Raw genomic sequence first — 26712 nt, 5'->3', positions numbered from 1 at the left:
AAGAATGAAACGGTACGATGTAGTCATTGTAGGATGCGGCGCGGCCGGATTGTATTGCGCGCTTCATCTTCCACAATCGAAAAAAATAGGGATGCTCTGCAAAGAAGGGTTGGAACAATCCGATTCCTACTTGGCGCAGGGAGGCATTTGCATGCTGCGCGGCGAAGAGGACTACGAGTCCTATTTTGAGGACACCCTCAAAGCCGGCCACTATGAAAACGACCCCAAAAGCGTGGATTTGATGATTCGCTCCAGCAACACGATCATCAAAGATCTGATCGGGTATGGCGTCGAGTTTGAAAAAGATGCGGATGGAAATTTGCGCTTCACCAAGGAAGGCGCGCACTCCAAGCCACGCATTCTCTTTCATGAAGATGAAACCGGAAGGGAAATTACATCCAAACTGCTCGAAGCGGTTTTGCGCCGGCCCAACATCGAACTCTTTGACCATACGATGATGGTCGATCTTCTTATCCAAAACGAGAAAGCCGTTGGAATCGTCGCGCAAGATCAAGCGAAAACGATCATTCCGATCTTTGGCGACGATATCGTGTTCGCTTGCGGGGGCATCGGCGGGCTGTATGAAAATTCAACTAATTTCGCCAGTTTGACCGGCGACGCGTTGGGCATTTGTCTAAAGCACGGCATCGAGCTGGAAAACATCGACTACATTCAAATCCATCCCACGACGCTTTATTCGAAACAAAAGGGAAGACGGTTTTTGCTTTCGGAGTCGCTGCGCGGGGAAGGCGCCCTGCTGTATGACATCCACGGCCGGCGTTTCACCAACGAGCTCCAGCCGCGGGACATCGTATCCAGAGCCATTCAGGAACAAATGAAAAAAGACGGCTCCGCGTATGTGTATGAAGATTTGCGGCCAATCGGAAAAGAGACGCTCCAAAGCCATTTCCCCCACATTTGCTCCAAATGCTTGGAAGAAGGATACAACGTGTTCGAAGAACCGGTTCCGGTCGTTCCGGCGCAGCACTATTTTATGGGTGGCATCAAAATCGACCTGGCCGGCCGGACCAGCATGCCAAGGCTTTACGCGTGCGGGGAAACGAGCTGCAACAAGGTGCATGGCGCCAATCGTCTGGCCAGCAACTCTTTGCTGGAATCGCTTGTCTTCGCGCGCCGGGCGGCTGATGACATCACGTTTAGCCAGCATGAAGTCCCACAAGCCAAAGACTATGATGTGGACATGAGCGGGTATCGTGATGTAGAGAAAACGATGGCGCAGTATCGTCGTCATGTTTTGCGAGAAATTGAAAAGGAGAGAAAAAACCATGAATGACGTAGTAATGAAACTCAATGCCGATCCTTATATTTTATCGGCCCTGCAAGAAGATGTGACGAGCGAGGATGTGAGTACGAACGCGATCATGCCGGAAAAAAGACTTGGCGAGGCGGAACTGATCTGCAAGCAGGATGGAATGATTTGCGGGCTCGACGTGTTTAAACGGGTTTTCACTCTTTTGGACGAGCAAAGCGATGTCATCTTTTTTTGCGAGGAAGGACAAAAGGTGCACAATGGCCAGCTTTTAGGAAAGGTCATCGGCGATATTCGCACGATTTTGACGGGTGAGCGAACCGCGCTCAATTATTTACAACGAATGAGTGGTGTCGCGACCGCCACTCACGAAGTGGTCGAGCAGCTTCAAGACACGGCGATCACCCTTTTGGATACGCGGAAAACAACGCCAAACAATCGTTTGTTTGAAAAATACGCGGTGAAGGTCGGTGGCGGCACAAATCATCGCTACAACCTTTCCGATGGCGTCCTGCTGAAAGACAATCATATTTCCGCGGCGGGCTCGATTACGAAAGCCATTGAAATGGCTAGAAATTACGCGCCCTTCGTCCGAAAAATCGAAATCGAATGCGAGACGCTCGAACAAGTCCAGGAAGCCCTCGACGCCCGCGCCGATATCATTATGCTCGACAATATGGACCACGCGACGATGAAAAAAGCGGTGGAACGCATTGCGGGACGGGCGCAGACGGAAATTTCCGGCAACGTCACCAGGGAGCGGATTGGCGCCTTAAAAGATTTGGGCGTGGATTTCATTTCGAGCGGAGCCATCGTGTATAGCGCCGGCATCCTGGATCTTTCATTGAAAAATCTGCATCCAATCGAAGGGGCGGAAGGATGAAGACGAAAGAAAGGCGGGACGCGATCATTGAGATCTTGAAAAAAAGCGAGGTGCCGGTGCCCGCGAAGTCGCTAGCGTCCCGATTCAACGTATCGAGGCAAGCCATCGTGCAGGACCTGACCGTCATTCGCGCGTATACGTCCGGCATCGCCTCGACGCCGAAAGGTTATGTTATGATCAAGGATCAGGGACACGCCTTTCAAAAGGAATTTAAAATGTATCATGAATCGGATCAAACCGAGCAGGAGCTGTTTTTGATCGTCGACCATGGCGGAAAGGTAAAAAACGTTAGCATTTCGCATCGGGTGTATGGACGAATCAGCGTGGATCTCGACATTCGCAGCCGGCAGGACGCGCGGGACTTTATGGAGGCGTTCCAGGGCAGCAAATCCAAGTATCTTGGCGAGGTGACAAGCGGCTACCACTATCATTTGGTCGAGGCGGACAACGAACAGCGACTCAAACTGATTGAGCAAAAACTCATGGAGGCCGGCCTGCTGGCGCCGTTAAGCCCATGGGAAAAAGAAGAAAGCGGGATGGAGGAAGCATGACAGTACAGGAAATCAAAGAAGAAATCCAACGATTGAAAAAGGAAACGGGCACGACGATTTTAGTCCACGCCTATCAAGGGCAGGATGTTTTAGAAATCGCGAATTATGTGGGAGATTCATTTGGCTTGGCGCAAAAGGCGCAAACCGACTCGAATGAAAACATCCTCATGTGCGGCGTTCGATTTATGGCGGAAACGTGTAAGATCCTTTGCCCGGATAAACATGTGTATTTGCCCAATCCGACAGCTGGATGCCCGATGGCGGAGCAGCTGACAAGCGCGGAGCTGGAAAAAATCAAAGCGGAAAATCCAGATTACAGCGTCGTGGCGTATGTAAATACGACCGCGGAGTTAAAAACGCTCGCTGACGCGTGTGTCACATCGTCTTGCGCGGTGGAAGTGTGCCGAAAAATAAAGAATGACAAAATTCTTTTTATTCCGGATCCCAATCTGGGCTCGTTTGTCGCCGCCCAAATTCCCGACAAGACGTTTAAATGCATTCAAGGCGGATGCCCTCACCATTTTTCCATGACGAAAGCGGATGTGGAAAAAGCGAAAGCGCTTCATCCGGACGCGTTGTTGCTGGTGCATCCGGAGTGTCCAAAAGAAGTCGTAGAACAAGCGGATTATGTTGGCTCGACGACGGGCATCATGGCGTTTGCCAGGAATTCTAAAAACGAGTCGTTTATTATCGGAACGGAAACGAGTATCGTGGAGCATTTGCAGTTTGAATGCCCGGACAAAAAGTTTTACGCTTTGTCCAACCGCTTAATGTGCACGGACATGAAAGCGACGACGTTGATGGACATTTACAACACGTTGCTTGGTAAAGCGGGTGAGGAAATCGTTTTGGACGAGGACACGATCAAAAAAGCGAAACATAGCCTGGACGAGATGATCCGGCTTGGAGAATAGCGCGCAGCGATGCGCGTTTTTTTGATCTATTTGGTAGAAAGAACTCGTAAGCGGTTGTAATAACTGTTTGAAAGGGAAAACAGGAAATTAGAGTACATCATAGCAACGAAGAGGTGAGTGTCTATGATATCCTGCTGAGATAAATGTAAACGAGCACCCCTAAAAATTCAGTATTATTTGGTTGTTTATATCGAAAAGTTTAGTGAAAATATGATTATAAAAGGTCATTTTGAGACAGAATATAGTAAAATATAAAGACAAAGAGGTAACAAATGAAAAAAACAGGAAAATGTCGTTTATGCCAGAAAGAGGGAAAATTAACTTATGAGCACATACCACCTAAGAATGCGTATAATGGATATCCGGTTAAAACTTTGAATTTATTTGAAATGCATAAAGATAATAATGTAAATTATATGCCCTGGGAAATCGATAAAATGAAAGGAAAGATAAAACAGAGAGGGATGGGGGGTTATTATTTATGTAAAGAATGTAACAATTTGACCGGATCATGGTACGCAAAATACTTTGGAGATTTTGTAAAAGCTCTTGGCGGAATTGTAAGTGAATACAGAGATGAATGGCCGGAGGTTGGTTCCTTTACTATTGAAAATGTACATTATTTAGCTGTATTTAAGCAAATTATTACTATGTTTTGCGTATTAAATGAACATTTAACAGAAGATGAGCAAATTCGGAATTATATTTTAGAGAGGGAGAATGGAAGTTTTGATTGGAAAAAGTATAGATTATTTATGTACTTTAGAGATGGAAATTATTCCAGATTATGCCCTTTGAGTATAAATGTTTCTATAGATAACCCTGGTAATCCAATTTTCTGTTCTGAAATTAGTTTTTTTCCTGTAGGCTTCATTTTGTATCAGGATTTGCCGGCAGATCAGGTAGGAAAAGGAATAGAGATAACTAATTTGTCTTTTTATGAGTATGATGCGGTAGGGGGAATTCAAATACCGCCACTAAAATATGAAGTGAATAGTATATTCCCGTTAGATTTCCGCTCGCGAGAAGAAATAGAAGGGGCGATAAAAAAGAATTTCCAGAAATAAAATCAATATATTTGCCATTTAATATGCTTGGATATGAAAGCGACAACATTGATGGATATTTACAACACGTTGCTTGGCAAAGCGGGTGAGGAAATCGTTTTGGACGAGGACACGATCAAAAAAGCAAAACACAGCCTGGATGAAATGATCCGGCTTGGAGAATAGCGCGCAGCGATGCGCGTTTTTTTGATCTATTCGATAAAGTATGGTAGGCTGCTCTTAAGAGAAAGAGGGGAAAATCATGGAAGATTTGACATCCCGGCTTCACGCAGGAGTGGAAACTGCGCTTTTAGACAGGACCAACCCGTCCGACCCGAGAGATCGGCCACAATTCTTAAAAAACGATTATTTGGAAGGAAAAAAGGTGCTTTCTTCCATTGAGGAGGAGTTGCGTGGCTGCGACGCTTTTTTATGGAGTATCGCGTTTATTACGATGAGTGGCATCGTTCCTTTGCTTCCAGTGTTAAAGATGCTTGAACAAAACAATATTCCAGGAAAGATTTTAACGACGGACTATTTGACGTTTTCTGAACCAAAGGCGTTGGAAAAACTTAGCCAATTTAAAAATATTCAAGTAAAAATGGCTCAAGTTGAACCGGGAAAGCCAGGATTCCATACAAAAGGCTATTTATTTTTTCATAAAGATACGATACGAATCATTATTGGCTCTTCGAATATGACGCAGATGGCACTGACGACCAATCAAGAATGGAATGTCCGCGTCGTTTCTAAGCCGGAAGGCGAGCTTTCAGTGCAGATGATCCAGACTTTCGACACACTTTGGAATGATCCGAGAACGCGCCCCTATTCCGAAATCAAAGTAGGTTACGAAAAACGATATAAAGAAACAAAAGCAATTCAAAAAGTGTGGAAGGCAGATCAAGAAGCCATTGAAATCACGCAGGAATTGAATCCCAATGCGATGCAAAAAAAATTTATTTCTCATCTTCATCATTTAGTAAATAAAGGAAAGAAGCGAGCATTGCTGATTTCTGCTACAGGAACTGGAAAAACATATGCTTCCGCATTTGCGATGAGAGCACTCGGCTATAAAAAAGTTCTTTTTATTGTGCATCGCGAGTTGATTGCGAAACAAGCCCAGCGTAGTTTTCGACTCGTGTTTGGCAACAAAAGGACAATGGGCCTTTATACATCGAAAGAAAAGGAAAATGCGGATTATCTTTTTACAACCATGCAAATGATGGCAAAAGAGGAGAATCGCACCCAATTTGATCCTGAGCAGTTTGATGCGATCATTATTGATGAAGTGCATCGCGCTGGAGCCATGAGTTATCAAAAAATATTTTCATATTTTCAACCGAAACTTTGGTTAGGTATGAGTGCAACGCCAGAAAGAAGTGATAATTTTGATATTTATGCGTTGTTTGATCATAACATAGCCTATGAAATTCGTCTTAACCAAGCATTAGAAGCTGATTTGCTTTGTCCTTTTCATTATTTTGGCATTCAGGATCTTTCGGTTGAAGAGGAGCAATACGATTTTGAAGAATTTCGCAGAATCAATTTAAACCAGCGCGTAGCGCACATCATTGAACAGGCAAAATTTTATGGTTACAGTGGCGAGCGTGTCAAAGGATTGGTATTCGTCAGCCGTATTGAAGAAGCGCGATTACTTTCCCATGAGTTTAATAAAAGAGGGTTTCATACGGTGTGCTTGACTGGGGGAGATTCGCAAGAATATCGAGAAAAATGTATTGCGCGATTGAGTCAGCCAGGATCCGAAGGCCGGTTAGATTATATCTTCACGGTGGAAATTTTTAATGAGGGGATCGACATTCCGAGTGTCAACCAAGTGATCTTGCTGCGTCCAACACAAAGTCCCATTATTTATGTCCAACAAATTGGCCGGGGATTGCGGAAAGATCTTGAAAAAGAATTTGTCGTTATTTTAGACTTTATCGGCAATTACCAGACAAACTATATGATACCTGTCGCTCTTTCTTCGGATCGCACATACAATAAAGATACGCTGCGCCGCTTTGTGATGGAAGGCGAACGAATGATTCCAGGCTGTTCGACGATCCATTTTGATGAAGTGGCGCGAGAAAAAATCTTTCGTTCTATTGATCAAGCAAATTTGCAGACGCTCAAATTATTGAAAGAAAGTTATCAGCAGCTTCGATGGAAGTTAGGACGCACACCAACGCTTATTGAATTTGATGAATTTGGATCCATTGATCCATTGAAAATCATTGATTATAGTGGATCTTATCCAGCTTTTTTAATGAAGTATGAAAAAACGCATCTTCCCAGGCTATCCAAACTAGAATTGAAAAATTTGGAATATGTTTCTAAAAAATTTGCGTCTGGAAAGCGGATCCATGAATTGTTGTTGATAGAAATCTTGTTGAACAAGGAAAAGCGAATCTTTTCAAAACTGGAGGAACGTTTGGAAAAGGAATACGCGATCCAGGTTGGACCGTATACAAAAACAAACTTGATCAATTTATTCACGAATCAGTTTGCGTCTGGAACCGGGAAGGCGACGTATGCAAATTGTATTTTGATTCAAGAAAAAAATGGAGACTATGAAATCAGTGAAAGATTTTCTGATTTTTTACAAAATGAGTATTTTGTATCCAGCTTAAAAGAAGTCGTAAAGTTTGGCATTCAGCGATATAAAGATCAATTTTCAAGTCATGTGGACCATTCTCCATTTGTGCTGTATGAGAAGTATACGTATGAAGATGTATGTCGTTTATTGGACTGGGAAAAAGGCGAAGTTGCTTTAAACATTGGTGGCTATAAATATGATTCTAAGACAAAAACATATCCTGTTTTTATTAACTATCAAAAAGATGAATCCATTGCGGATACCATCAAATATGAGGATCGCTTCCTCTCTCCAACGATTCTTCGGGCGATTTCAAAATCGAAACGGACACTTGAAAGTGAAGATGTACAGAAAGCGCTTCAAGCCAAAGAGCTAGGTATTGAAATGTATTTGTTTGTTCGTAAAAATAAAGATGACAAGCAATCCAAAGAGTTTTATTATTTGGGGAAAATCTTTGCGACTGGGCAAACGGAAGAAATCCAAGTAGGTAAAGAAAACGCGGTGGAAATCGAGTACGAATTGGAAACGCCGGTACGCCAAGATATATACGATTATTTGACGAGGTAAGAAAATGAAAAAAGAAATCGAAGTCGTTGCGGCAATCATCGTAAAAGACAATCGAATCTTAGCGACGCAACGCGGGTATGGAGAATTTGAAGGTGGTTGGGAATTTCCAGGAGGAAAGGTTGAATCCGGCGAAACAAAGGAACAAGCCCTTATCCGAGAAATTCAAGAGGAATTAAAAATTGAGATTTCTATTGATCGCTTTTTTCAGCGAGTCGATTATGAATATCCTGCATTTATTTTGCATATGGATTGTTTTTTATGCACGATCCAATCTGGAAAGATCGTACTTGTGGAACATGAGGGGGCTCGATGGCTTTTAAAAAACGAACTGGATACGGTAGACTGGCTTCCCGCGGATATAGAAATCGTAAATGATTTGAAAGAAATTTTATAAAATGAAGGGCGATGTTCGTCGCCCTCATTTTTTACAAATTGTTTTTCGCTTTGAACTCCGCCACTTCCTCGTCGGTAATGTCTTTTTTACCTTTTGTGAAGTAGTCGTCCTTCATTTTTTCCTCGTCCGTTTTGTTTTGGGAGAGATCCACTTTACCGTTGAACACGCCATACACTTTGTAGACGAATCCATCGCCGTGTTTTTTCTTGATGGCACCTTTAATGAGCGCGATGTTGTCCGCCTGGCTCTCGTCGTTGTTTACGTAGAGGAAGCAGTTTTGTTTCACTGTTTTGATCTCGTACACGTTTGGAACGGAGAGAGCTGTCTTCTTCAACATCTTGACAAGGGGTGTCGATAATACAATAACCATATTCAAATACCTTCTTTCTAATCTTGTTTTCCTTCTATTTAATTGTACCTGATTTTGAGAGGGATTCAAGCATCAAAATAGCGGGTCGAGGGGATTTTTTGCTATGATTTGCTAGGGAGGATTGTGTATGGCACAACAAAGAACAGGCAAGTGGGTTGAACAAATCTTGAAAGAAAACGGAATGACAAAATCCGATCTTTGTGAGCAAACCGGACTATCCAAAGAAACAGTGGAACGGCTGCTGAAAGACGGGGAAGCGACGAAAGAAGTTTGGAATATCGTCCTAGGGCAGCTAAACGCCGAACCAACGATTGACTATCCGTCAGAATCTATTTTAGGCGATCTGGAAAACGATATGAATCGTTTAGGACCGGAAGCGGAATGTGCTGTATATTATGGAGTCAACAGCCAGGATTTGATTTTTACCGATTATCAGCTTCCTGGCGAAAGCGAGCATGGAGCCAACGAACAAGTGGCTCGCTTATCAAAATTCCATATTACGCTAGAAGAGGCGTACGAATTGTTTGAAAAACAGAACATGACCCTGTAAGGAAAGAAGGAACCGACATGGATATCGACCATCTCGTCGAAGAAGCAAAATTAAGAGACGACACGATCATTGACGTACGGACGCCGGAAGAGTACGATAGCGGCCACATTCCCGGCGCGATCAACATTCCGCTGAACGAGTGTTCAAAAGTTCGGCTGGATCCCGATCGACAATACGAATTGTATTGTTTGAGCGGACGCCGGGCGCAGCTGGCGCAGACGATTTTGAAGGAGCGCGGCTATCACGTTGAAAATATCGGTGGTATCGAAGACTGGAATGGAAAACTCGCGCGCTGAGAGAACATAAAAGCAAAAGAAGCCAAGCTGGCTTCTTTTTTAAAGGGAAAAGAGAATGCCGATGCACGCGCACAAAACAATCATGACAATGGGGTGCATCTTTTTATAAAACGTCGTACCAAGAAAAAGGAGCGCGAAGAACCCAAGGTGGATCCATGAAATCGAAAGCGACCCAAAAGACAAATCTTGATTCGGGAAAACCATCGCCACGAACACGCCAAGACCCGCCGTCGCGATCATCGCGGTCACCGCAGGACGCAAGCCATAAAAAAAATCCTGCACCCAGTGGCTTTCCTTAAACGCCTTTAAAAATTTGGCCACCACGCAAATGACGATCACGCTCGGCGTCACCAGACCAATCGTCGTGACAATACCGCCAATCAAGCTGTTTCCCATCGCCTGATAGCCGACATACGTCGCCATGTTGACGCCCATCGCGCCCGGTGTTGATTCGGAAACGGCAATCATATTCATTAAATCGTTTGTCGTGAACCAATGATACGTATCCATCATTTCGTATAAAAACGGAATCGTGGCAAGCCCGCCGCCCAACGCGAACAAACCGGTTTTGAAAAACTCGATGAACAATGTCCAAAGCAAAGAAAAATTCATTTTTTCACCGCCTTCCGCATATTCCAAAGCTGCATGAGCACCCCGCAAACGCCAGCCATCAAAACGATCACAATCGTTGGCAGCACGGAAAAATAAGAGCATACGAGCGCCGCGCCAAACACGAGGATCCCAAACCCGTCTTTCACGCCGGAACGAAACATTTTGATGACGGCCTGGAAAATCAAAACGCAAACCGCGATCCGGATGCCCGATAACGCGTGCTGAACGATCGGGTACTCCGCAAAATTTGTCAGCAAAGAGGCGATGAGCAAAATGATGACGAGGCTTGGCGCGATGACGCCGGCCGTCGCCACGATCGCTCCCGGAATTCCTTTTTTATAGTAGCCGATAAAGCTGGCCGTGTTGACGGCGATGACGCCAGGCGTACATTGCCCGACCGCGAAATAATCCAACAGCTCGTCATCGGTGGCCCATCTTTTTTTCTCGACGACTTCGCTTTGTAGCATGGGCAGCATGGCGTAGCCGCCGCCAAATGTGAACGCGCCGATTTTGGCGAACGTCACAAACATATCCAAATACACATTCATGATTTTCATCCTTTCCTTTTTCCCATTATACAAAATAAAGACTGAATTTTCAGCAAGGAAAGCGCTTTCAAATTTACGTGGCGGATTGCTTTTGACGATGGTATAATTAAAGTATGAAATCCACATTGATCGAAGTTTGTGCTGGGGGATTTGAAGATTGTCTGACAGCGGATGCGGCAGGAATCAAACGCGTGGAGTTGAATTCCGCGATGGCGCTGGGGGGATTGACATGTACGGCCGCCACGCTCAGAAAAGTAAAAACCCACACAAAACTAGAAGTAATCTGCATGGTGCGTCCGCGTGGAAGCGGATTTTGCTACGACACACCAGAACTCGAAATCATGTTTGAGGAGGCCAGGGCGCTGCTGGAAGCCGGCGCCGACGGCATCGCTTTTGGCATGCTGGAAGCCAATGGAACCATTCAAAAAGAGGAAGTGAAAAAGATGGTCGACCTGATTCACGCCTATGGAAAAACCGCTGTTTTCCATAGGGCGTATGATGTCAGCATTGATCCCTATCAATCCATCGAAACGTTGATCGAGTGCGGCGTGGACCGCTTGCTCACCTCGGGAATGGAAGAAACCGCCATTCAAGGCATGGAGCTGATTCGCCAGCTTCAAAAACGCTACGGAACAAAAATCGAGATTTTGCCGGGCGGGGGAATCAACGATCAAAACATTGAGCCTTTTTTACGCTACACAGGGGTGCGGCAAATCCATTCTTCCTGCCGGTCGTACCGGTTTGATCCAACGACAAAGCTTGGCCGGGTCGATTTTTCCATATATCCGCAGGAGCACTCCATGGATTACGAAATCGTCAGCACCCGCAAGCTACAAAAGCTGATTGACCGCATTCATAATATTTATTTGTGAAAAGAGCCGCGAAAGCGGTTTTTTTCAGCTTCAAAAAGAAAAAAGGCCCGTCGAAACGAGCCTTGGGCGCGATGGGAAAAGTTAAGCGAGAAACATCGTGCCGATATAAGCGAACATGGACATGAGCAGCAGGAAAGCGGCTCCATACGGCAGGATCATAGAAAGAAGTTTCGAGTCCTGTCCGTTTCCATCCACGGCGCCCAGCGCGATCGCGATGCTTTGCGGGGAAAGCATTTTGCCGGCCGCGACACCAAGCGAGTTGAGCGAAACGATCCAATACGGATCCAGATGGAGCGCCTCGGACGCGTTCATTTGCACCGCGCCAAAGAGCACGCCCGAACTCGTTCCCGAACCTGTGACGAAGGTTCCCAGCGCGCCAAGCCATGGCGCGAAAAACGGATAGAACGATCCGGTGACCATGATCGCGAAGGCGGAAATGGACGTGATCATTCCCGCGTAGCCCATGATTTTCGCGCACGCGAGCACAAAACACATTGTTAGAATCGTTGGCATCATTTGCTTGAGGGTGTCGACAAAGACGGAACGGAAGGTGTTCCAGTTCGCTTTTTGAATCAAACCGCCAATGATGCCGGATAAGAAGATCCAGACGCCCGCCGTGTTGACCCAGGTGAATTTTAAAGCGTTTGGATTTTCGCCGCTATACACGTAGACGGTCGAAGAAAACTGTTCCAAATAGTTGTTGATTGGCGGGAGCAGTTTGCTTGTCGCCAGCAAAAGCACAAAAATGCAAATAAACGGCGACCAGGCTTGCAGCGCCTTCTTCAAAGTCAGCGGTTTTCCTTTTTCCAGCTCCATTTTGTATTCCGGCGCCGGTTTTACCTTGATCGAAAGCAAAACGGTGACGGCAATCGAGCAGACGGAGCCTACGACGACGGCAAGTTCCGCGCCGACAAAGTAGGCGACGGCCATTTGCGGAAGGACAAAGGACAAGCCCGACATCAAAACGATGGGCCAAATCCCTTTTAGCGCCTTAAGTCCTTTTCCAGTGACGATAACGATGAGAAACGGAACGAGAATCATGAATGGGGTGAGCTGGAGCGTTTCCGTAAACGAGAGCGGAGCGTTTTCCAACCCAACCAGATTGGCCAAGGTGACGGTTGGAATCCCGATACTTCCAAATGGTGTCGGCACCCCGTTGGCAAGCAGGCACACCAGGCAGGAAAATAAAGCCGGGAAGCCAAGTCCGACGAGCATACTGGCCGGAATCGCGATCGCGGTTCCAAACCCCGCCATTCCTTCCATAAAACCGCCGAAGCACCACGCGACGAGCAAAACGAGAAGACGCTTGTCGCTGGTGACGGAAGTCATCATTTGCTTGATGGTTTCCATCGCGCCGGTTCGTACCGTTAAATTATAGGTGAATACGGCGGCGATGATGACAACGACGATAGGCCACAAGGCCATGAGAATTCCTTCAAGTCCTGCGGTCAACGTTTCCATAAGCGGCAGTTTCCAGACGAGCATGGCGAGCGCGAACGCGACAATCATCGAGCCGCAAGCCGCTTTCCAGGTCGGCCACTTCAGCAAGGTCAATGCCACGATCAGCCACAGGATCGGACATAGGCCCAATAAAAAAAGTAGAGCATTCATCATGAATTTGGTTTCCTTTCTGTCCGAAAATATTATACATGAAATTGATACGCGAGGCGTTGTTTTTCTATCGGCTTTCGCGTTTTTTTTCGAAGCAAACCGAAACAGAATCCCTTGTGAAATTCAAGCCATATGACTCGATTTTGGCTTTTTTTATGGGGCAAGATTACATTTTCTTTCATCGTGTAAAGTTTTTTCAAAATAGTTTGATGAAAGATTCTTATTGATGTATTATAGTGGTACAAAGTGGTAAAAAGTGTCAGAGAGTGGGGTGATGGCACGTGTTCATGGGAGAATTTGCGCACAACATCGATCGTAAGGGGCGATTGATCATGCCAGCTAAGTTTCGCGAGGAGCTTGGCGAGCGGGTTGTCGTGAACCGTGGACTGGATGGCTGCTTGTATGTGTACACGCTGGACCAATGGCAAATCGTGTACGAAAAACTTTCAATGTTACCCACAACAAAAAAAGATGCCCGGAAATATCAGCGCCTGATGCTTTCGAAAGCGTCGGAATGCGACCTGGATGGACAGGGACGGATCTTGATCCCGGCCAATTTGGTTTCGCTTGCTGAGCTGGAAAAGGAATGTATGATCGTCGGCGTCGCCAATCACATCGAGATTTGGGCGAAGCACAAATGGGAACGCATGGAAGAAGAAGAGGAAGGAAGCTTCGAGGAAATCGCTGAGAGCCTTTCGGATTTTATGGAATTGTAATTTATGGAACATGTAAGCGTATTGTTGAATGAAGCCATCGAGATGCTCGATGTGAAAAAAAATGGTATTTATGTCGATTGCACGTTGGGGCGCGGCGGTCACAGCAGCGAGATCCTGAAACGGTGTCCCGAAGGACATTTGTATTGCTTCGACATGGACAGGCAGGCAATCGAGGAAAGCCGGCCGCGTCTGGAAAAAATCGGAACGAACTTCACGTGCGTGCACGCGCCGTTTGAAAAACTCGGATCGGTTTTGGATGCGTACCATATAAAACAAGTAGATGGAATTTTAATGGATCTTGGTGTCTCGTCGCCGCAATTCGACGATGGAAAACGAGGATTCAGTTATCGTGAAGACGCCAGACTGGACATGCGAATGGATCAGGAAGCGCCGCTCACCGCTTACGAAGTCGTGAATACATACCCATTGGAGGCGTTGACCGAAGTGTTTTCAACCTATGGCGAAGAGCCGTTTTCCTATAAAATAGCGAAACAGATCGTCATGGAACGGGAAAAGGCGCCGATTGAAACGACATTTCAACTGGTGGAAGTGATCAAACGAGCGCTTCCCAACGCCGTGCTTCGAAAAAAAGGGCATCCGGCCAAACGTGTATTTCAGGCTATTCGAATCGAGGTCAATCACGAGCTCGCGCAATTAAAAACCGTTTTGATTGAGGGGTTGAAACGGTTGGCACCGCGCGGCAGAATGGTTGTGATCACGTTTCACTCCCTGGAGGATCGAATCGTGAAAAACGCTTTTCGTTCGGTAGCCGTCGCAAAAAAAGTGGATAAAAGGATTCCACAAATCGGGGTAGAAAAATTAGAATATCGTTTATTGAATCGCAAGCCGGTCACGGCTTCTGTTGAAGAACTTACAATCAATCCGCGCTCTCATAGCGCAAAGCTAAGGGGAATCGAACGCAATGAAGACGAGTAAAAAAAAGAATAGGAAAAAGAGAAGGATCCGCTGGACATTCGAGCGAGTTTCAATCATCGTCTTCGTTGTGTCGCTGGCTTTCTATTTTGTCACAAAGGTCTGCGTCAGCGCTTATAATATCACGCTGTCGAACACGGAGCAGCAAATCGCGGCTGAGAATATCGCAAAACAAAACGAAGTCGAAGAACTGCAGGCGACGGTTCGGACAATGCAGGACAAAAAACAAATGCTGGGTATGCTGGAAAATCAAGTGCAGGATAACCAGAACAACATTTATATCATTGGGGACAATGAGTAATAAGACCGCCATGCGCGGTTTTTATTTTGAGTCCGGGAATTCCAATCGGAGGAAGCGAAATCGCGGGCTTGTATGCTATACTGGAAAACGAAATGAAGGCCTTTCAAACGGAAAGGCTGCGCCAGCGACGATAGAGAAGGAGAAAGAAAGATATGAGCGTCAAACAAACCAATCAAAAAATCCGCGCGTTTCTGGTCGTGATGCTGCTCGTCTCGACCGTCATGATCGCGAATATTATATACACAATGGCGACGCATCGCCATATTTGGTCCCAGCAGGATGTTCTGAATTCTCAAATCCGAAGCTCGATTGTCAACACGACCGTCGAAGCCGGGCGAGGAAAGATTTATGATCGAAACGGAAACATCATCGCCCAGGAAATCGCCGCCTACACGGTCGTGGCGTATTTGGACGATTCGCTCGTCGATGAAAACGGCGATCCGGATTACGTGTCCAATCCTTCGAAAACGGCCAAAGCCTTGAAAAAGCTGCTGCCGGACATTGATGAAAAACAAGTGAGTTCGATTTTGAAAAAAGCCATTCAAAACGAGCTCAATCAAACTGAGCTTGGAACAGGCACGAAACGATTGGATAAGGAAGTCATGGAAAAAATCCGGAAGGCGAATATTCCAGGCATTGGATTCGTCGAAGCTACCAAACGGGAATATCCGTCCTCTCCCATCGCGTCCAGTTTGGTCGGGTTTGCCGCGTTTGATGAAGATGAGCAGAAAATCGCGGGGAAAATGGGACTGGAACAAACGCTTGACGAGTACTTGTCTGGCGAAGACGGAAAGATCCAGTATCAGCAAATGGTGGACGGAAGCTTGCTTCCGGGCACGTTGAACGTCTACAAGGAAGCGATTGACGGCGACGACGTTATTTTGACGATTGACAGCAATTTGCAGTCGATCGTCGAGGCGCAGCTTCAAGAAACGATCAAAGCCAACAACGCCACCAAGGCGTGGGCCATCGTTGTGGAAGTCGAAACGGGAAAGATCCTGGCCTGGGGAAACTACCCAACGTTTGACCAAAACAATCCAAAGGAAATTTCCAACTATATGAACGATATGACCGAGATGAACCTTGAACCCGGATCGGTCATGAAGCCGTTTGTGTACGCGACCGCCATCGACACCGGGGTGTATCCGGCAGGAAAATCGTATACGGCGGGATCCTTTACGTTTACGCAGGACGGAGCCGGGAAAATTATCCGGGTCGCCAACGGAACCGATACGGGGTATCCGGTTATCAACGACGCGCTGGGAGAAAACTTTGGCGTGATCACGTTCGAGCAAGGTCTTGCGTTCTCGTCCAACATCGCGATTTGCGAGCTGCTCGCCAATTACGTGAATTACGACCAGTTCAGCAATTACCTGGATAAATTTGGATTTTACCAGTATGTCGACATTCCGTTCGTGCCGGAAACAACCGGGGTAAAGAACATTACGTCGGCTTCCGATTATTTATCAACCGGATTCGGACAGGCTTCAGCTTTGACGATTTTGCAGCTCGTGCAGGCTTATTCGGCGATTTTCAACGATGGAAAGATGATGAAGCCTTACGTCGTGGAGGAAATCATGAATCCGCACACGAACCAGATCGTGGAAAAATTCGAGCCGGAAGTGGTTTCGGAACCGATTTCCGCGGAAACGGCGGCGAAGGTCCGGGAGCTGATGGCGGGCGTCATGGCGGATGGCGCGACTGGTGACCGCTTTAAAATCGACGGGGTGGACATAATCGCCAAAACCGGAACGGGCGAGATTTTCAATGAAGAAACGCACAAGTACGACGAAAACAACTATACGTCTTCGGTCATGGCGGCGGCGCCAGGAAACGACCCGAAAATCATGGTGTACTGGGGCATGCAGTCGACCAATTATTTAGGCTATTCGGCCGAGCCGTTTAAAACGATTATGCAGGCGGCGCTGATCGCCAACGCGGTCAACGGGACGGCGCAGGCTTCGGCCCCGCAGGAAGGGGACACGTGGGCGACGTATACGATGCCGGCGCTCATCAACCACTCGATTGAGTACGCCAACGAAAAGATGAAAGACAAAAACGTGAAACTCGTCATGATTGGCGATGGAAACACGGTCATCGACCAGTTCGCGAAAGAGGGGCAGACGGTGTACTCGTACGACCGCGTGTTCCTGCTGACGAATGGCAATACGATCACGATGCCGGATATGACGGGATGGACACGCAAGGACATCACGGCGTTTTGGCAGCTGACCGGAATCGGGATCCAGACATCGGGTTATGGAAAAGTGGTGGCGCAAAACATTCCGGCGGGCACGCAGATCGACACGAATTCCGATGTGCAGGTGACACTTGAATAGGCAAGCGGGCACCTATTTTTCAAAGAATTTGTTACGATATAAAAGGAATTGAAAAAATCGCCTTAAAAAACGGAAGCGAATAGGTTATAATAGACGCGAAGTGCATGAAGGAGATGTCGAATGAGTAAAAAAGTTTATGCAGCGATTGAGCTTGCTGATCAGGAAGTCCGGCTCGTCGTCATGGAGATCTTTGAATCGAGATCGAATGTTCTGAGAGTCGAGCGCGTTGCTTGTTCGGGCATTCAGAATGGAAAGATCCTCGATGAATCCATGGTCGTGACAGCGGTTCGCGAAGCGACCAAGAGCGCGCAAGCGGCCCTTGGATATCGTATCGAACGGGTTATTTTGATCATTCCATCAATCAATGTGAAAAGAAATTCTCAAAAAGTCCATGTGCAGATTGAGGACGGAACCAAAACGATCCGGCAGTTTCATATTCAGCAGGGATATCAAAAGGCGATCCAGAAAAGGATGGGCGACGATGTCGAGTATGTGAATCCGAATCGAATTACATATATCGTAAATGGAAATGAATCGAAAAAGATGCCGAAAGGCGAAGAATGCACCGATTTTTATATGAACGTCGACTTGCTGTATGGCGACAAGCAGACGATTTATGAATTTGCAAAGTGCATTGAACTGGCAAATCTGGAAATTCTCGACTTGTGTCTTGACGTCTACGCGAGTGGACAGGAAACCGCAGCCTTGCAGCAAAGCGAGGACCGGGCGATCGTTCAGCTTTCGATCGAGGCGCAGCACACTTCACTTGGTTTGTTTATGAATGAAAAGCTGATGTCGGTCGCCCAGATCGACAAAGGCTTCAACTGGATCATTGAACCATTAAAGGAAAAGTACAATCTCTCCGACGAGATTGGCTATCGGCTTCTGCAAAATATATTTTCAAGCCGGGAAGAGGAAAACAGCGACGTCATCGTCTATATCGAGCAAAAGGAAGACGACCGCGTCGAGATCAGCGCCGAGGAATTGGCGAAAGTGACGCTTCCCCGCTTGAAAGAGTATATCACGGAAATCAACACCGCTTGCGAGCCGATTGTGCGCAATGGGAAAACGCGATTCGTCATGACGGGAAAAGGCAGCAACATCGCTGTTTTGAAAGAGTTGGCGGATTCGTTTTGCGCGGAAACGATCGTTTATGAAACTTCAACGATTGGCGCAAGAGACGGCTCGTTCGTGGCCGATCTGGGTGCCGCCTTTGTGTGGCAGGATACGAACAGGATCCGCAATGACGAAAGGATCTCTGTCAACAACAACGAACTGGAAGCGAGCATCGACTCCATCAATCAGAAATCGAAAGATGGCGATGGGGGCTTCACGAAGAAGATGAAAAGCGTTATATTAGCGGATAAGGATTAAAACAGGAGGAACCGGAAAATATGCCAGAATTCAATCAAGTAGCGAATATTAAAGTATTTGGCGTCGGCGGCGGCGGAAGCAATGCGGTAAACCGCATGGTCGCGGACGGTGTCAAAGGAGTGGAATTTTACATCTGCAATACGGATGTTCAGGTGATGAAAAACTCACCGACGGACAATAAAATCGTTTTGGGAAAAGAAACGACCAAAGGCTTGGGTGCCGGAGGAAATCCTGAATACGGACGCAAGGCGGCAGAGGAATCGGAAAGCGAGCTGCGCGACGCGGTGAATGGCGCCGACATGGTGTTCATCACAGCCGGAATGGGCGGCGGAACCGGAACCGGCGCGGCTCCTCTCGTGGCGAAAGTGGCCAAAGAGGAAGGCGCGTTGACGGTTGGCGTCGTTACCCGTCCGTTCACGTTCGAGGGACGCCGCCGGGCCAACAACGCGGCGGAAGGAATCGACGAACTGAAAAAGTATGTGGATTCTTTAATTATCGTATCCAACGACAATCTTCTGGAAGTAATTGGAAGAAAGCCAATCGAGGAAGCGTTCCAGGCGGCGGACAATGTATTGCGTCAAGGCGTGCAGACGATTTCCGATTTGATCGCGGTTCCTGCGTTAATCAACCTTGACTTTGCCGATGTTCGCAGCGTGATGCAAAACCAGGGACGCGCGCTGATTGGAATCGGTATGGCTGAAGGCGAAGACAAAGCGGTTGTCGCTGCGGAAAAAGCCATTCAGTCGCCTTTGCTGGAAGCTAATATCAGCGGAGCGAAGAGCGCGATCATCAACATTACAGGCGGCGACAAAGTTTCGCTGTACGACGCGCAAAACGCGGTGGCGGTCATTCAGGATGCCGCTGGCGGCGATGTGGACTGCATTTTCGGTATCGCCATTAACGAGCAGCTGGGCGACGCGGTCATCGTGACGGTGATTGCGACCGGCTTTGAAGAGCAGACACAAAAAACAAGAAAGAAAAGAAGCGAAAATCCGCAAGTTCAACTGGCTCAGTCCTCGCAGGCGCTGTTCACACAGCCTGCTATCCAAACGCCGGTCAATCCGGGGGTGGTGACGACAGCCGTCGAGGAAACGAATCAGGACGATCAAATCCCGAATTTCTTCTTTAATCGCTAAACCAAATGAAAATCGCTTTATTCGGTGAGGAGCTGCTGGAAACAAAGGCGCTGCGCGACTTTTTTCAGGAGCGAAATATCGGATCCGGCATCGTTTCCGGAAAGGAAAAGGAAATCCAGAGAAATCAACGAACCGGGCTCGTGTTCCAAAATGAGCTCGCGATTGAGAACTGCGTGTTTTCCTCCATTCCCGATACACTGGTCGTCTTCGATACGAAGACGAAAAAATGGAAACGATACTATTTTAATTTGTTTACAGATGAAGAAACCGATGTGATTTCCGTCTTGGCCGAAGATATCAATCAATCCATCGACCGAATGAATGCGCGGTATGGAAAACGCGATCCATGAAGTGAGTGAAAATCTGAGGAACGGGAGGTGCCTCTCGTTCTTTTTCTGTGCTTTCAAAAAACAATATGTGAAATTATAAAAAATAAAGGGAACACTTCCAAACTTATGATAAAATTTTGAAGCTGAAGGGAACCGTACTTATGAAAAAGAAACGAAAATTACGGAAAGGGCTGTTCGCGAAACTACTGGCGCCTTTTTTGGTGGTGTTTTCGCTGCTGCTTTCTTTCCAGATTTACAAATTGAATATTCTCCCGGTATCGTATTTGCTCCCTGTGATTGGAGTCGTAGTCGTGATTGCGCTCCTGTTGTTTTTGCTGACGTATTTTAAGGCCTGGAAGACGGGAATGCGCTTTTTCATCACCGTTCTGGTTTTGATTTTCACGATTGCGTATGGCGCGGGAAACTACTACATTTACAAGACGGATGAAATGTTCGCGAAAATTGACGATTTGGCGGATAAGACAGCCAACACGGCGACGATTCGCGTCATGGCCGGTTCTTCCATTCAGGATATTCAGGAATTGAAAGGAAAAACGGTGGGCATATGCCCGGCGCAGGACGCGCAAGGAACCCGGTTGATTGAAACCGCTCTTCAAAAGGCAGGTGTAACGGTCAATGAAAGCGAGTATCCTTCAATGGTCGATATGACGGCGGCGCTGTACAACGGAGAGATCGACGCGATGATCATGAACGATGGCTTTCTGGGAATCGTGCACGATGTGGAGCCGTACACCTTCGTAACGACAGAAACCAAAACGATTTATCAAGAGGTTTACTATACGCCGAAGCCGGAAATCAAAGCGGATTCGCAAGATCAGGTCAATGTGACGAAAGAGCCGTTTACCGTCCTGATTAGCGGAAACGACACGTACGGTTCGCTAGGAGAAAACTCGCGCAGCGACGTGAACATGCTCGTGACGGTGAATCCGAAAAGCGGTGTCGTTTTAATGACGAGTATTCCGCGGGATTACTATTTGGAGATGGCTTGCCCAAGCGCGATGGGATGCGCGGAAGGCGAAATGGATAAGCTGACGCATACGGGGCTTCATGGAATCGAGACGACGGAAGCGACGCTGGAAAAAGCGCTGGGAATCAATATCAATTACACGGTTCGGGTCAATTTTTCTTCACTGGTTAATTTGGTTGACGCGCTCAATGGAATTGATATCGACGTTGAAAAAGGATTGGCTGTCAAAACGTTTTACGCCAATGAAACGCTGGAAGGCGTAAAAGAAGGAAGGAACCATTTGGAGGGAGAGCGGGCGCTTGCTTTTGCCAGAGAACGCCACGCCTATTTGGATGGGGACAACCAGCGGGTGCGCAACCAGCAAATCGTGTTGCGCGCGATTTTGGATAAGATTACGAGCCCGACGATTTTGCTGAACTACGGCAGGTTTGTGGATGCGGTGGGCGGCGCTTTCGAGACTGATATGCCTTCGAGTCAAATCAAGGATTTGATGCGCTACCAGCTGACGATGAATCCGCACTGGAAATTTGAAAGCTACTCATTGCGGGGCGAGGGTTCGACGGAGTATTGCGCGGAGCTGGGAACGGCGGCGTATGTCACGATTCCGGACGAGTATTCTTTAGAGGTGGCCCGCGAGAAGCTGCAAGCGGTGCTAAAAGGCGACTCGGCCGATACTGTGGAGGACACGGGCGAAACGGCGCCGGCCGGTTCGATGCAGACCAATGACGACGAAGAGGAAATCACGGACGAAGAGAACGATTTGAATGTCGATCCATACGCGCCGGATCCGGATGCCGACGCGTATACGCCTTACCGGTCTGACGATTTAATGGAACCGGAGGACGTGTATGGAGATTCGTCTTATGAGCAGCCGGTCAACGACAATGTGGAAGCGGACAACATGGCTGACTACTACAATCCGAACTGGGCAATGGAAGATGAATAAATTGGGAGTGTCCATAGGGCACTCTTTTGTTTTATAATAGAAAGATGAAAGAAATTATGACGAGGTGATGTATGAACCAGGAAAACGCGATTGAAGTGCGGAAGATGTCGAAGCACTTCAAAGTTGAATACGATCGGGCGAATACTTTGAAGGAGCGGCTCATATTTTGGAAGAGTGGAAATTATGAAATTAAAGAAGTATTGAAAGATATTAGCCTGGATATAAAAAAAGGAGAGACGGTCGCTTTGATTGGAACGAATGGAAGCGGCAAATCGACTTTATTAAAGTTGATGACAAAAATTATTTATCCAAATCAAGGCACAATCGAAACCGATGGAAAACTAACCTCGCTTTTGGAACTGGGAGCGGGTTTCCATCCGGATTTTACAGGTCGTGAAAACATTTATTTCAACGCGTCGATTTTCGGACTCACGCATCAGGAAATTGACCAGCGCATCGACCAGATCATTGAATTTTCCGAATTGGGTGAAAACATCGACAATCCGATTCGAACGTATTCGTCAGGAATGTATATGCGGCTCGCTTTTTCGGTCGCGATCAACGTAGATGCGGAAATTTTGTTGATTGACGAGATTTTGGCGGTTGGTGATCAGCATTTTCAAGATAAATGTTTTGACAAGCTGGAGGAGTTAAAAAACAGCGATAAAACAATCGTGATTGTTACGCATAGTCTGGATGTTGTGAAAAAATTGTGCGACCGCGCGATTTGGATTTACAAGGGCGAGTTTAAGCTGGATGGCGATCCGACGTATGTGATTGACGAGTATTTGAAGCAGGTGGAGAAGGATCATCACGATAAGGTTTTAAGAGCTATTAAAGAAGGAACGCATAAAGTAAAAGGTGTAATATTTATTGATACTCCTAAAGGCTTTGCGACTATTTATCGAACGGGTGGAGAACTCGCTTTTCGGGGGTGGAGTATTAGCAACGGCTATGATATAGAACTCGAAATATATTTGGATGCGCAGCATGTCAAAAATGTAAGGCGGACTCCTAGGCCAGATGTTTATAATGCTTATGCGGAAGAATATGCCGGTTTTTTGGAAAAAGATCAAATTGGATGGGAGTTTACGATTCCTTTTGAAGATATTCAGGATGGAGTACATCATCTTCAGATTCGATTAGCTGATAAAAATGAGAAAATCATAGACGAAAAGGAAATCGAATTTACTATTGAGTAGGAGGGGATCAGGTTGAAATTATTTAAACAGTTATATGCTTATCGCGAATTGCTAAAAACAAATATTAAGAAAGATATTCGTGGTAAATATAAAGGGTCTTTTTTAGGGATTCTTTGGTCTTTTATTAATCCGCTTTTACAAGTGGTGGTGTATTGGATTGTCTTTCCATATTTGATGGGAAGAGGAGCGATGAATGGCGAAAATTATCTTATCTATCTAATAACAGGATTAATCCCTTGGACATTCTTTATGACAGTTGTTTCCCAGGGGACAACTTGTATTAAGACAAATGCGGGAATTATTAAAAAAGTTTATTTTCCACGGGAGATATTGCCTATTTCCATGGTTACGAGTGGATTAGTCAATTTTTTTATTTCCTGTCTAATTATTTTAGTCTTTCTGTTAGGTTCAGGAGTCGGAATTTCTTATCATATCGTGTTAGTTCCTGTTATTGCGATTGTAGAAGCTACTTTAGCACTAGGAATTGTCTTTATACTTAGCGCCATCAATGTCTATGTACAGGATGTGGAAAATATTGTTCAATTTATTTTGAATATGTTAATGTATGGAACACCAATTATTTATCAGTTGAAACAGTTTAATTCTGCTGGGGTATTGTATAAACTAATTGAATGGAATCCCATGACAGTTATTATTAATGCGTATCGGGATGTGTTTATGTATCATAGAGGAATAAATTGGGAAAATTTAGGCTTGGTGTTTGTTCTTTCGTTAGGACTTCTTGTTCTAGGATACTGGATATTTAGAAGACTGGAAAAAGGATTTGCAGAGCAGTTGTAAAAGGAGTTTTCATGAAGAAAAAGAATTTTAATTGGTATATAGATTCATTTAAATTTTATAATAATTCAATAGAAAAATGTATTCATGTCTCAGGATGGTGCTATTTTAATGGAGGAGAAGAAGTATCACTTTATGGAAAGTGTAATGATAAAGTAGTGGCAGCCGAAATTTTGAAAGTTGACCGACCTGATGTAAGTGTGCAATTTGGCTTAGATTCTGAAAGAAATGAATATGGCTTTTTTATAAAAATCCAGCTCCCTAAAGATTTAGATTTAAGAAGCTTCGATTTGATTGCGCAACATGGGCAGGAGAAAGATTCTATTCTTACTTTAAAATCTTCTCAATTAAAAAAACATGAAGAAAATACAGTTTTTCATTATTCAATAGATAAATTCGAGAAAAAAGATAACTATTGTTTTGTTACAGGTTATGTGTTTTCGGAAAAAGAAAATGAAAATATAAAAATAGAAGTGTTAGACTATAATAAAAACCTAATTGAGTCAAAAATTGAATTTATTATACGTAAAGATGTAGTTAAAATATATAGGTTAAATTTAGAAAATGAAAAAATTGGATTTCGTTTGACTTTCTCATCGGCTGAGGAGTACCCGTATTATTTAAGATTTATTTTAAAAGATAATGAACTTATTATCCCTGCAGAACCAACTCTATCTTTTGAAAAATTGACAAAAGCTTATTTGAAATCTGTAAATCCAGAAAGAATGAAAAATGCTCTACGGTATTTGCATAAAAATGGAGTTCGTAAATTTATTCATCGAGTAAAGATTGGACCACAAAATCAATCTATATTTACATATGATGATTGGTTTAAATTTATGTCTCCTAATCAAAGGGTACTTGAAAGTCAGAAAAAACAATCATTTGAATATTTACCAAAAATAAGTTTAATTGTTGCTACATTCAATACTCCAAAAAAATATTTAAAGGAAATGATTGAGTCGGTATTGTCTCAGACATATTCAAATTGGGAATTATGTATTGCGGATGGGAGTACTACAAGAGAAGTAAAAGAATGGCTTGAAAAAAACAATAACGATAATCGAATTAAATTTAGAAAACTTGATAAAAATTATGGAATTGCGAATAATATGAATTCAGCATTAGAGTTGGTAACTGGAGATTATGTTGGATTCTTTGACCATGATGATTTACTCACTCCTAATGCACTATATGAAATTGTAAAAACTTTGCAGAATAGAAAAATTGAAATGGTATATTCAGATGAGGATAAGCTAGAAACAGAATCTGGAAATTTAATTCAACCACATTTTAAACCGTATTTTAGTCTAGATCTTCTTCGATCGGTAAACTACATTTGCCATTTTTTGGTAGTAAAAAAATCATTAATTGATAAAATTGGCAATTTTAATAAAGAATTTGATGGAGCGCAGGACTATGATTTTGTATTGCGTATTGTAGAACAATTAAATGCAGATCAAATCGCTCACATTCCAATGATACTTTATCATTGGAGAATGCATTCTGCATCAACTGCGGCAAACCCAGAAAGTAAATTATATGCATTTGAAGCAGGAAAAAGAGCAATTGAAAATCATTTAAAAAGATTGAGCATTGATGCAGAAGTAAAAATGAGTAAAAATTTAGGAATGTATGATGTATATTATCAAGTACAAGGAAATCCTTTGATATCTATTATCATTCCTAATAAAGATCATATTGAAGATTTATCTCGTGCAATTGAATCGATTCAATTAAATTCTACTTATTGTAATGTAGAGTTTATTATTGTGGAAAACAATAGTATAGAAGCACAAACTTTTGAATATTATAAAGAGATTCAAAAAAAATACGAAAATATAAAAGTTATTTTTTGGAAAGAAGAATTTAATTATTCAGCAATCAACAATTTTGGGGTAACTTTTGCAAAAGGCGAATATATTTTATTACTGAATAACGACACAGAAATGATTGCTCCTAACAGCATTAAAGATATGCTTGGGGTTTGTCAGCGACCGGAAGTGGGTGCGGTAGGAGCAAGATTATATTATGAAGACAATACAATTCAGCATGCCGGAGTCATTATCGGATTAGGAGGAATTGCAGGTCATTCTTTTTTAAATGTTCCAAAAGAAGAAGGAGGTTATTTTAATCGTATTTTCGCAATGCAGGATGTAAGTGCAGTTACTGCAGCGTGTATGATGATAAAAAAATCTGTATTTGAGGAAGTAGGCGGATTATATGAAGGGTTAAAAGTAGCATTTAATGATGTTGATCTTTGCTTAAAAATACGCAAGGCTGGTTATTTAATCGTATACGATCCTCATGCTGTGTTTTATCATTATGAATCAAAATCAAGAGGGATGGAAGATACCCCTGAAAAAATAAAAAGATTCAATGGAGAAGTAATGACTATGTTAGATCGTTGGAAAGATATTATTAAAGCCGGGGATCCATTTTATAATCCGAATTTATCTCTGATAAAGGAAAGTTATACTCTTAAATCATTGGAAGAGATTGAAGCGGAAAAAAAGAAAAATGAGGAGGAATTATAAGAATCTTTAATCCTAGGAAAGGAATTTTATATG

General features: G+C 44.7%; 26 protein-coding genes. 22 read left to right on the top strand and 4 right to left on the bottom strand.

The window, feature by feature from the left end; translation table 11 throughout:
• The first annotated feature begins 4 nt into the window (after positions 1-4).
• The 8 genes from E5336_RS02140 to E5336_RS02105 all read left to right on the top strand — a co-directional run bounded on the left by E5336_RS02140 (position 5) and on the right by E5336_RS02105 (position 8221).
• Positions 5-1294 (top strand): L-aspartate oxidase, encoded by a 1290-nt coding sequence (locus E5336_RS02140; RefSeq protein WP_135979450.1) that lies wholly within the window; start codon positions 5-7, stop codon positions 1292-1294.
• Positions 1287-2153: a carboxylating nicotinate-nucleotide diphosphorylase gene (gene nadC / locus E5336_RS02135; RefSeq protein ID WP_135979449.1), complete on the top strand. Its 867-nt coding sequence runs from the start codon at positions 1287-1289 to the stop codon at positions 2151-2153. The genes E5336_RS02140 and nadC overlap by 8 nt, the downstream gene beginning before the upstream one ends.
• Positions 2150-2704 carry a transcription repressor NadR gene (locus E5336_RS02130; protein WP_135979448.1) on the top strand — a complete coding sequence of 185 codons (555 nt, stop codon included), beginning with the start codon at positions 2150-2152 and terminating at the stop codon, positions 2702-2704. Before nadC ends, E5336_RS02130 begins: the two co-directional genes overlap by 4 nt.
• Positions 2701-3618, top strand: coding sequence for a quinolinate synthase NadA (nadA, locus tag E5336_RS02125; protein WP_135979447.1), 918 nt, complete (start codon positions 2701-2703; stop codon positions 3616-3618). Before E5336_RS02130 ends, nadA (E5336_RS02125) begins: the two co-directional genes overlap by 4 nt.
• A 272-nt stretch (positions 3619-3890) precedes the next feature.
• Positions 3891-4685, top strand: coding sequence for a hypothetical protein (locus E5336_RS02120; protein ID WP_135979446.1), 795 nt, complete (start codon positions 3891-3893; stop codon positions 4683-4685).
• Between the two features lie 9 nt (positions 4686-4694).
• Positions 4695-4850, top strand: coding sequence for a quinolinate synthase NadA (nadA, locus tag E5336_RS02115; RefSeq protein ID WP_479682358.1), 156 nt, complete (start codon positions 4695-4697; stop codon positions 4848-4850).
• Between the two features lie 76 nt (positions 4851-4926).
• Complete coding sequence (locus E5336_RS02110) at positions 4927-7827, top strand: DEAD/DEAH box helicase (protein WP_135979444.1); 2901 nt, start codon at positions 4927-4929, stop codon at positions 7825-7827.
• Positions 7828-7831: 4 nt separating this feature from the next.
• Positions 7832-8221, top strand: coding sequence for a (deoxy)nucleoside triphosphate pyrophosphohydrolase (locus tag E5336_RS02105; RefSeq protein ID WP_135979443.1), 390 nt, complete (start codon positions 7832-7834; stop codon positions 8219-8221).
• 31 nt (positions 8222-8252) lie between these two features.
• On the opposite strand, the gene E5336_RS02100 is transcribed toward E5336_RS02105, so the two are convergent.
• Positions 8253-8591, bottom strand: a complete 339-nt coding sequence (locus E5336_RS02100) for a hypothetical protein (RefSeq protein WP_135979442.1) — start codon at positions 8589-8591, stop codon at positions 8253-8255.
• A 127-nt stretch (positions 8592-8718) separates the two neighbouring features.
• Here E5336_RS02100 and E5336_RS02095 point away from each other — a divergent pair, with 127 nt between their 5' ends.
• Together E5336_RS02095 and E5336_RS02090 are read left to right on the top strand one after the other, a co-directional pair.
• Positions 8719-9141: a helix-turn-helix domain-containing protein gene (locus E5336_RS02095; RefSeq protein ID WP_135979441.1), complete on the top strand. Its 423-nt coding sequence runs from the start codon at positions 8719-8721 to the stop codon at positions 9139-9141.
• Between the two features lie 17 nt (positions 9142-9158).
• Positions 9159-9437: a rhodanese-like domain-containing protein gene (locus E5336_RS02090; protein ID WP_135979440.1), complete on the top strand. Its 279-nt coding sequence runs from the start codon at positions 9159-9161 to the stop codon at positions 9435-9437.
• Between the two features lie 39 nt (positions 9438-9476).
• Here E5336_RS02090 and E5336_RS02085 read toward each other — a convergent pair whose 3' ends face one another.
• Both E5336_RS02085 and E5336_RS02080 read right to left on the bottom strand, forming a co-directional pair.
• Positions 9477-10049, bottom strand: coding sequence for a chromate transporter (locus E5336_RS02085; RefSeq protein ID WP_135979439.1), 573 nt, complete (start codon positions 10047-10049; stop codon positions 9477-9479).
• Complete coding sequence (locus E5336_RS02080) at positions 10046-10606, bottom strand: chromate transporter (RefSeq protein WP_422110296.1); 561 nt, start codon at positions 10604-10606, stop codon at positions 10046-10048. The genes E5336_RS02085 and E5336_RS02080 overlap by 4 nt, the downstream gene beginning before the upstream one ends.
• Positions 10607-10710: 104 nt before the next feature.
• Here E5336_RS02080 and E5336_RS02075 point away from each other — a divergent pair, with 104 nt between their 5' ends.
• The gene (locus E5336_RS02075) at positions 10711-11469 is read left to right on the top strand and encodes a copper homeostasis protein CutC (RefSeq protein ID WP_277820739.1); all 759 of its coding nucleotides are present in this window, start codon (positions 10711-10713) and stop codon (positions 11467-11469) included.
• An 81-nt stretch (positions 11470-11550) separates the two neighbouring features.
• Here E5336_RS02075 and E5336_RS02070 read toward each other — a convergent pair whose 3' ends face one another.
• Positions 11551-13083: an L-lactate permease gene (locus E5336_RS02070; RefSeq protein WP_277820738.1), complete on the bottom strand. Its 1533-nt coding sequence runs from the start codon at positions 13081-13083 to the stop codon at positions 11551-11553.
• A 284-nt stretch (positions 13084-13367) separates the two neighbouring features.
• On the opposite strand from E5336_RS02070, the gene mraZ reads away from it, so the two are divergent.
• The 11 genes from mraZ to E5336_RS02015 all read left to right on the top strand — a co-directional run bounded on the left by mraZ (position 13368) and on the right by E5336_RS02015 (position 26679).
• The gene (gene mraZ, locus E5336_RS02065; RefSeq protein ID WP_479682356.1) at positions 13368-13796 is read left to right on the top strand and encodes a division/cell wall cluster transcriptional repressor MraZ; all 429 of its coding nucleotides are present in this window, start codon (positions 13368-13370) and stop codon (positions 13794-13796) included.
• A 3-nt stretch (positions 13797-13799) separates the two neighbouring features.
• Positions 13800-14732 carry a 16S rRNA (cytosine(1402)-N(4))-methyltransferase RsmH gene (rsmH, locus tag E5336_RS02060; protein ID WP_135979437.1) on the top strand — a complete coding sequence of 311 codons (933 nt, stop codon included), beginning with the start codon at positions 13800-13802 and terminating at the stop codon, positions 14730-14732.
• Positions 14719-15030, top strand: a complete 312-nt coding sequence (locus E5336_RS02055) for a hypothetical protein (RefSeq protein ID WP_135979436.1) — start codon at positions 14719-14721, stop codon at positions 15028-15030. The genes rsmH and E5336_RS02055 overlap by 14 nt, the downstream gene beginning before the upstream one ends.
• 152 nt (positions 15031-15182) lie before the next feature.
• The gene (locus E5336_RS02050) at positions 15183-17369 is read left to right on the top strand and encodes a penicillin-binding protein (protein WP_135979435.1); all 2187 of its coding nucleotides are present in this window, start codon (positions 15183-15185) and stop codon (positions 17367-17369) included.
• A 120-nt stretch (positions 17370-17489) separates the two neighbouring features.
• The gene (locus E5336_RS02045; protein WP_135979434.1) at positions 17490-18743 is read left to right on the top strand and encodes a cell division protein FtsA; all 1254 of its coding nucleotides are present in this window, start codon (positions 17490-17492) and stop codon (positions 18741-18743) included.
• Between the two features lie 20 nt (positions 18744-18763).
• A complete protein-coding gene (ftsZ, locus tag E5336_RS02040; protein ID WP_135979433.1) occupies positions 18764-19879 on the top strand; it encodes a cell division protein FtsZ in 1116 nt (371 codons plus the stop codon).
• A gap of 5 nt (positions 19880-19884) precedes the next feature.
• Positions 19885-20229 (top strand): hypothetical protein, encoded by a 345-nt coding sequence (locus E5336_RS02035; protein ID WP_135979432.1) that lies wholly within the window; start codon positions 19885-19887, stop codon positions 20227-20229.
• A gap of 140 nt (positions 20230-20369) precedes the next feature.
• A complete protein-coding gene (locus tag E5336_RS02030; RefSeq protein ID WP_135979431.1) occupies positions 20370-22142 on the top strand; it encodes an LCP family protein in 1773 nt (590 codons plus the stop codon).
• 71 nt (positions 22143-22213) lie between these two features.
• Entirely contained in the window at positions 22214-23344 is a 1131-nt protein-coding gene (locus tag E5336_RS02025) for an ABC transporter ATP-binding protein (protein WP_135979430.1), read from the top strand.
• 12 nt (positions 23345-23356) lie between these two features.
• Entirely contained in the window at positions 23357-24145 is a 789-nt protein-coding gene (locus tag E5336_RS02020) for an ABC transporter permease (RefSeq protein ID WP_135979429.1), read from the top strand.
• 11 nt (positions 24146-24156) lie between these two features.
• A complete protein-coding gene (locus E5336_RS02015) occupies positions 24157-26679 on the top strand; it encodes a glycosyltransferase family 2 protein (protein ID WP_135979428.1) in 2523 nt (840 codons plus the stop codon).
• Positions 26680-26712 lie beyond the last annotated feature (33 nt).

This window comes from Dubosiella muris (assembly GCF_004793885.1).
Classification (GTDB): domain Bacteria; phylum Bacillota_I; class Bacilli_A; order Erysipelotrichales; family Erysipelotrichaceae; genus Dubosiella; species Dubosiella muris.
This window is presented reverse-complemented; position numbering and strand designations above follow the sequence as displayed.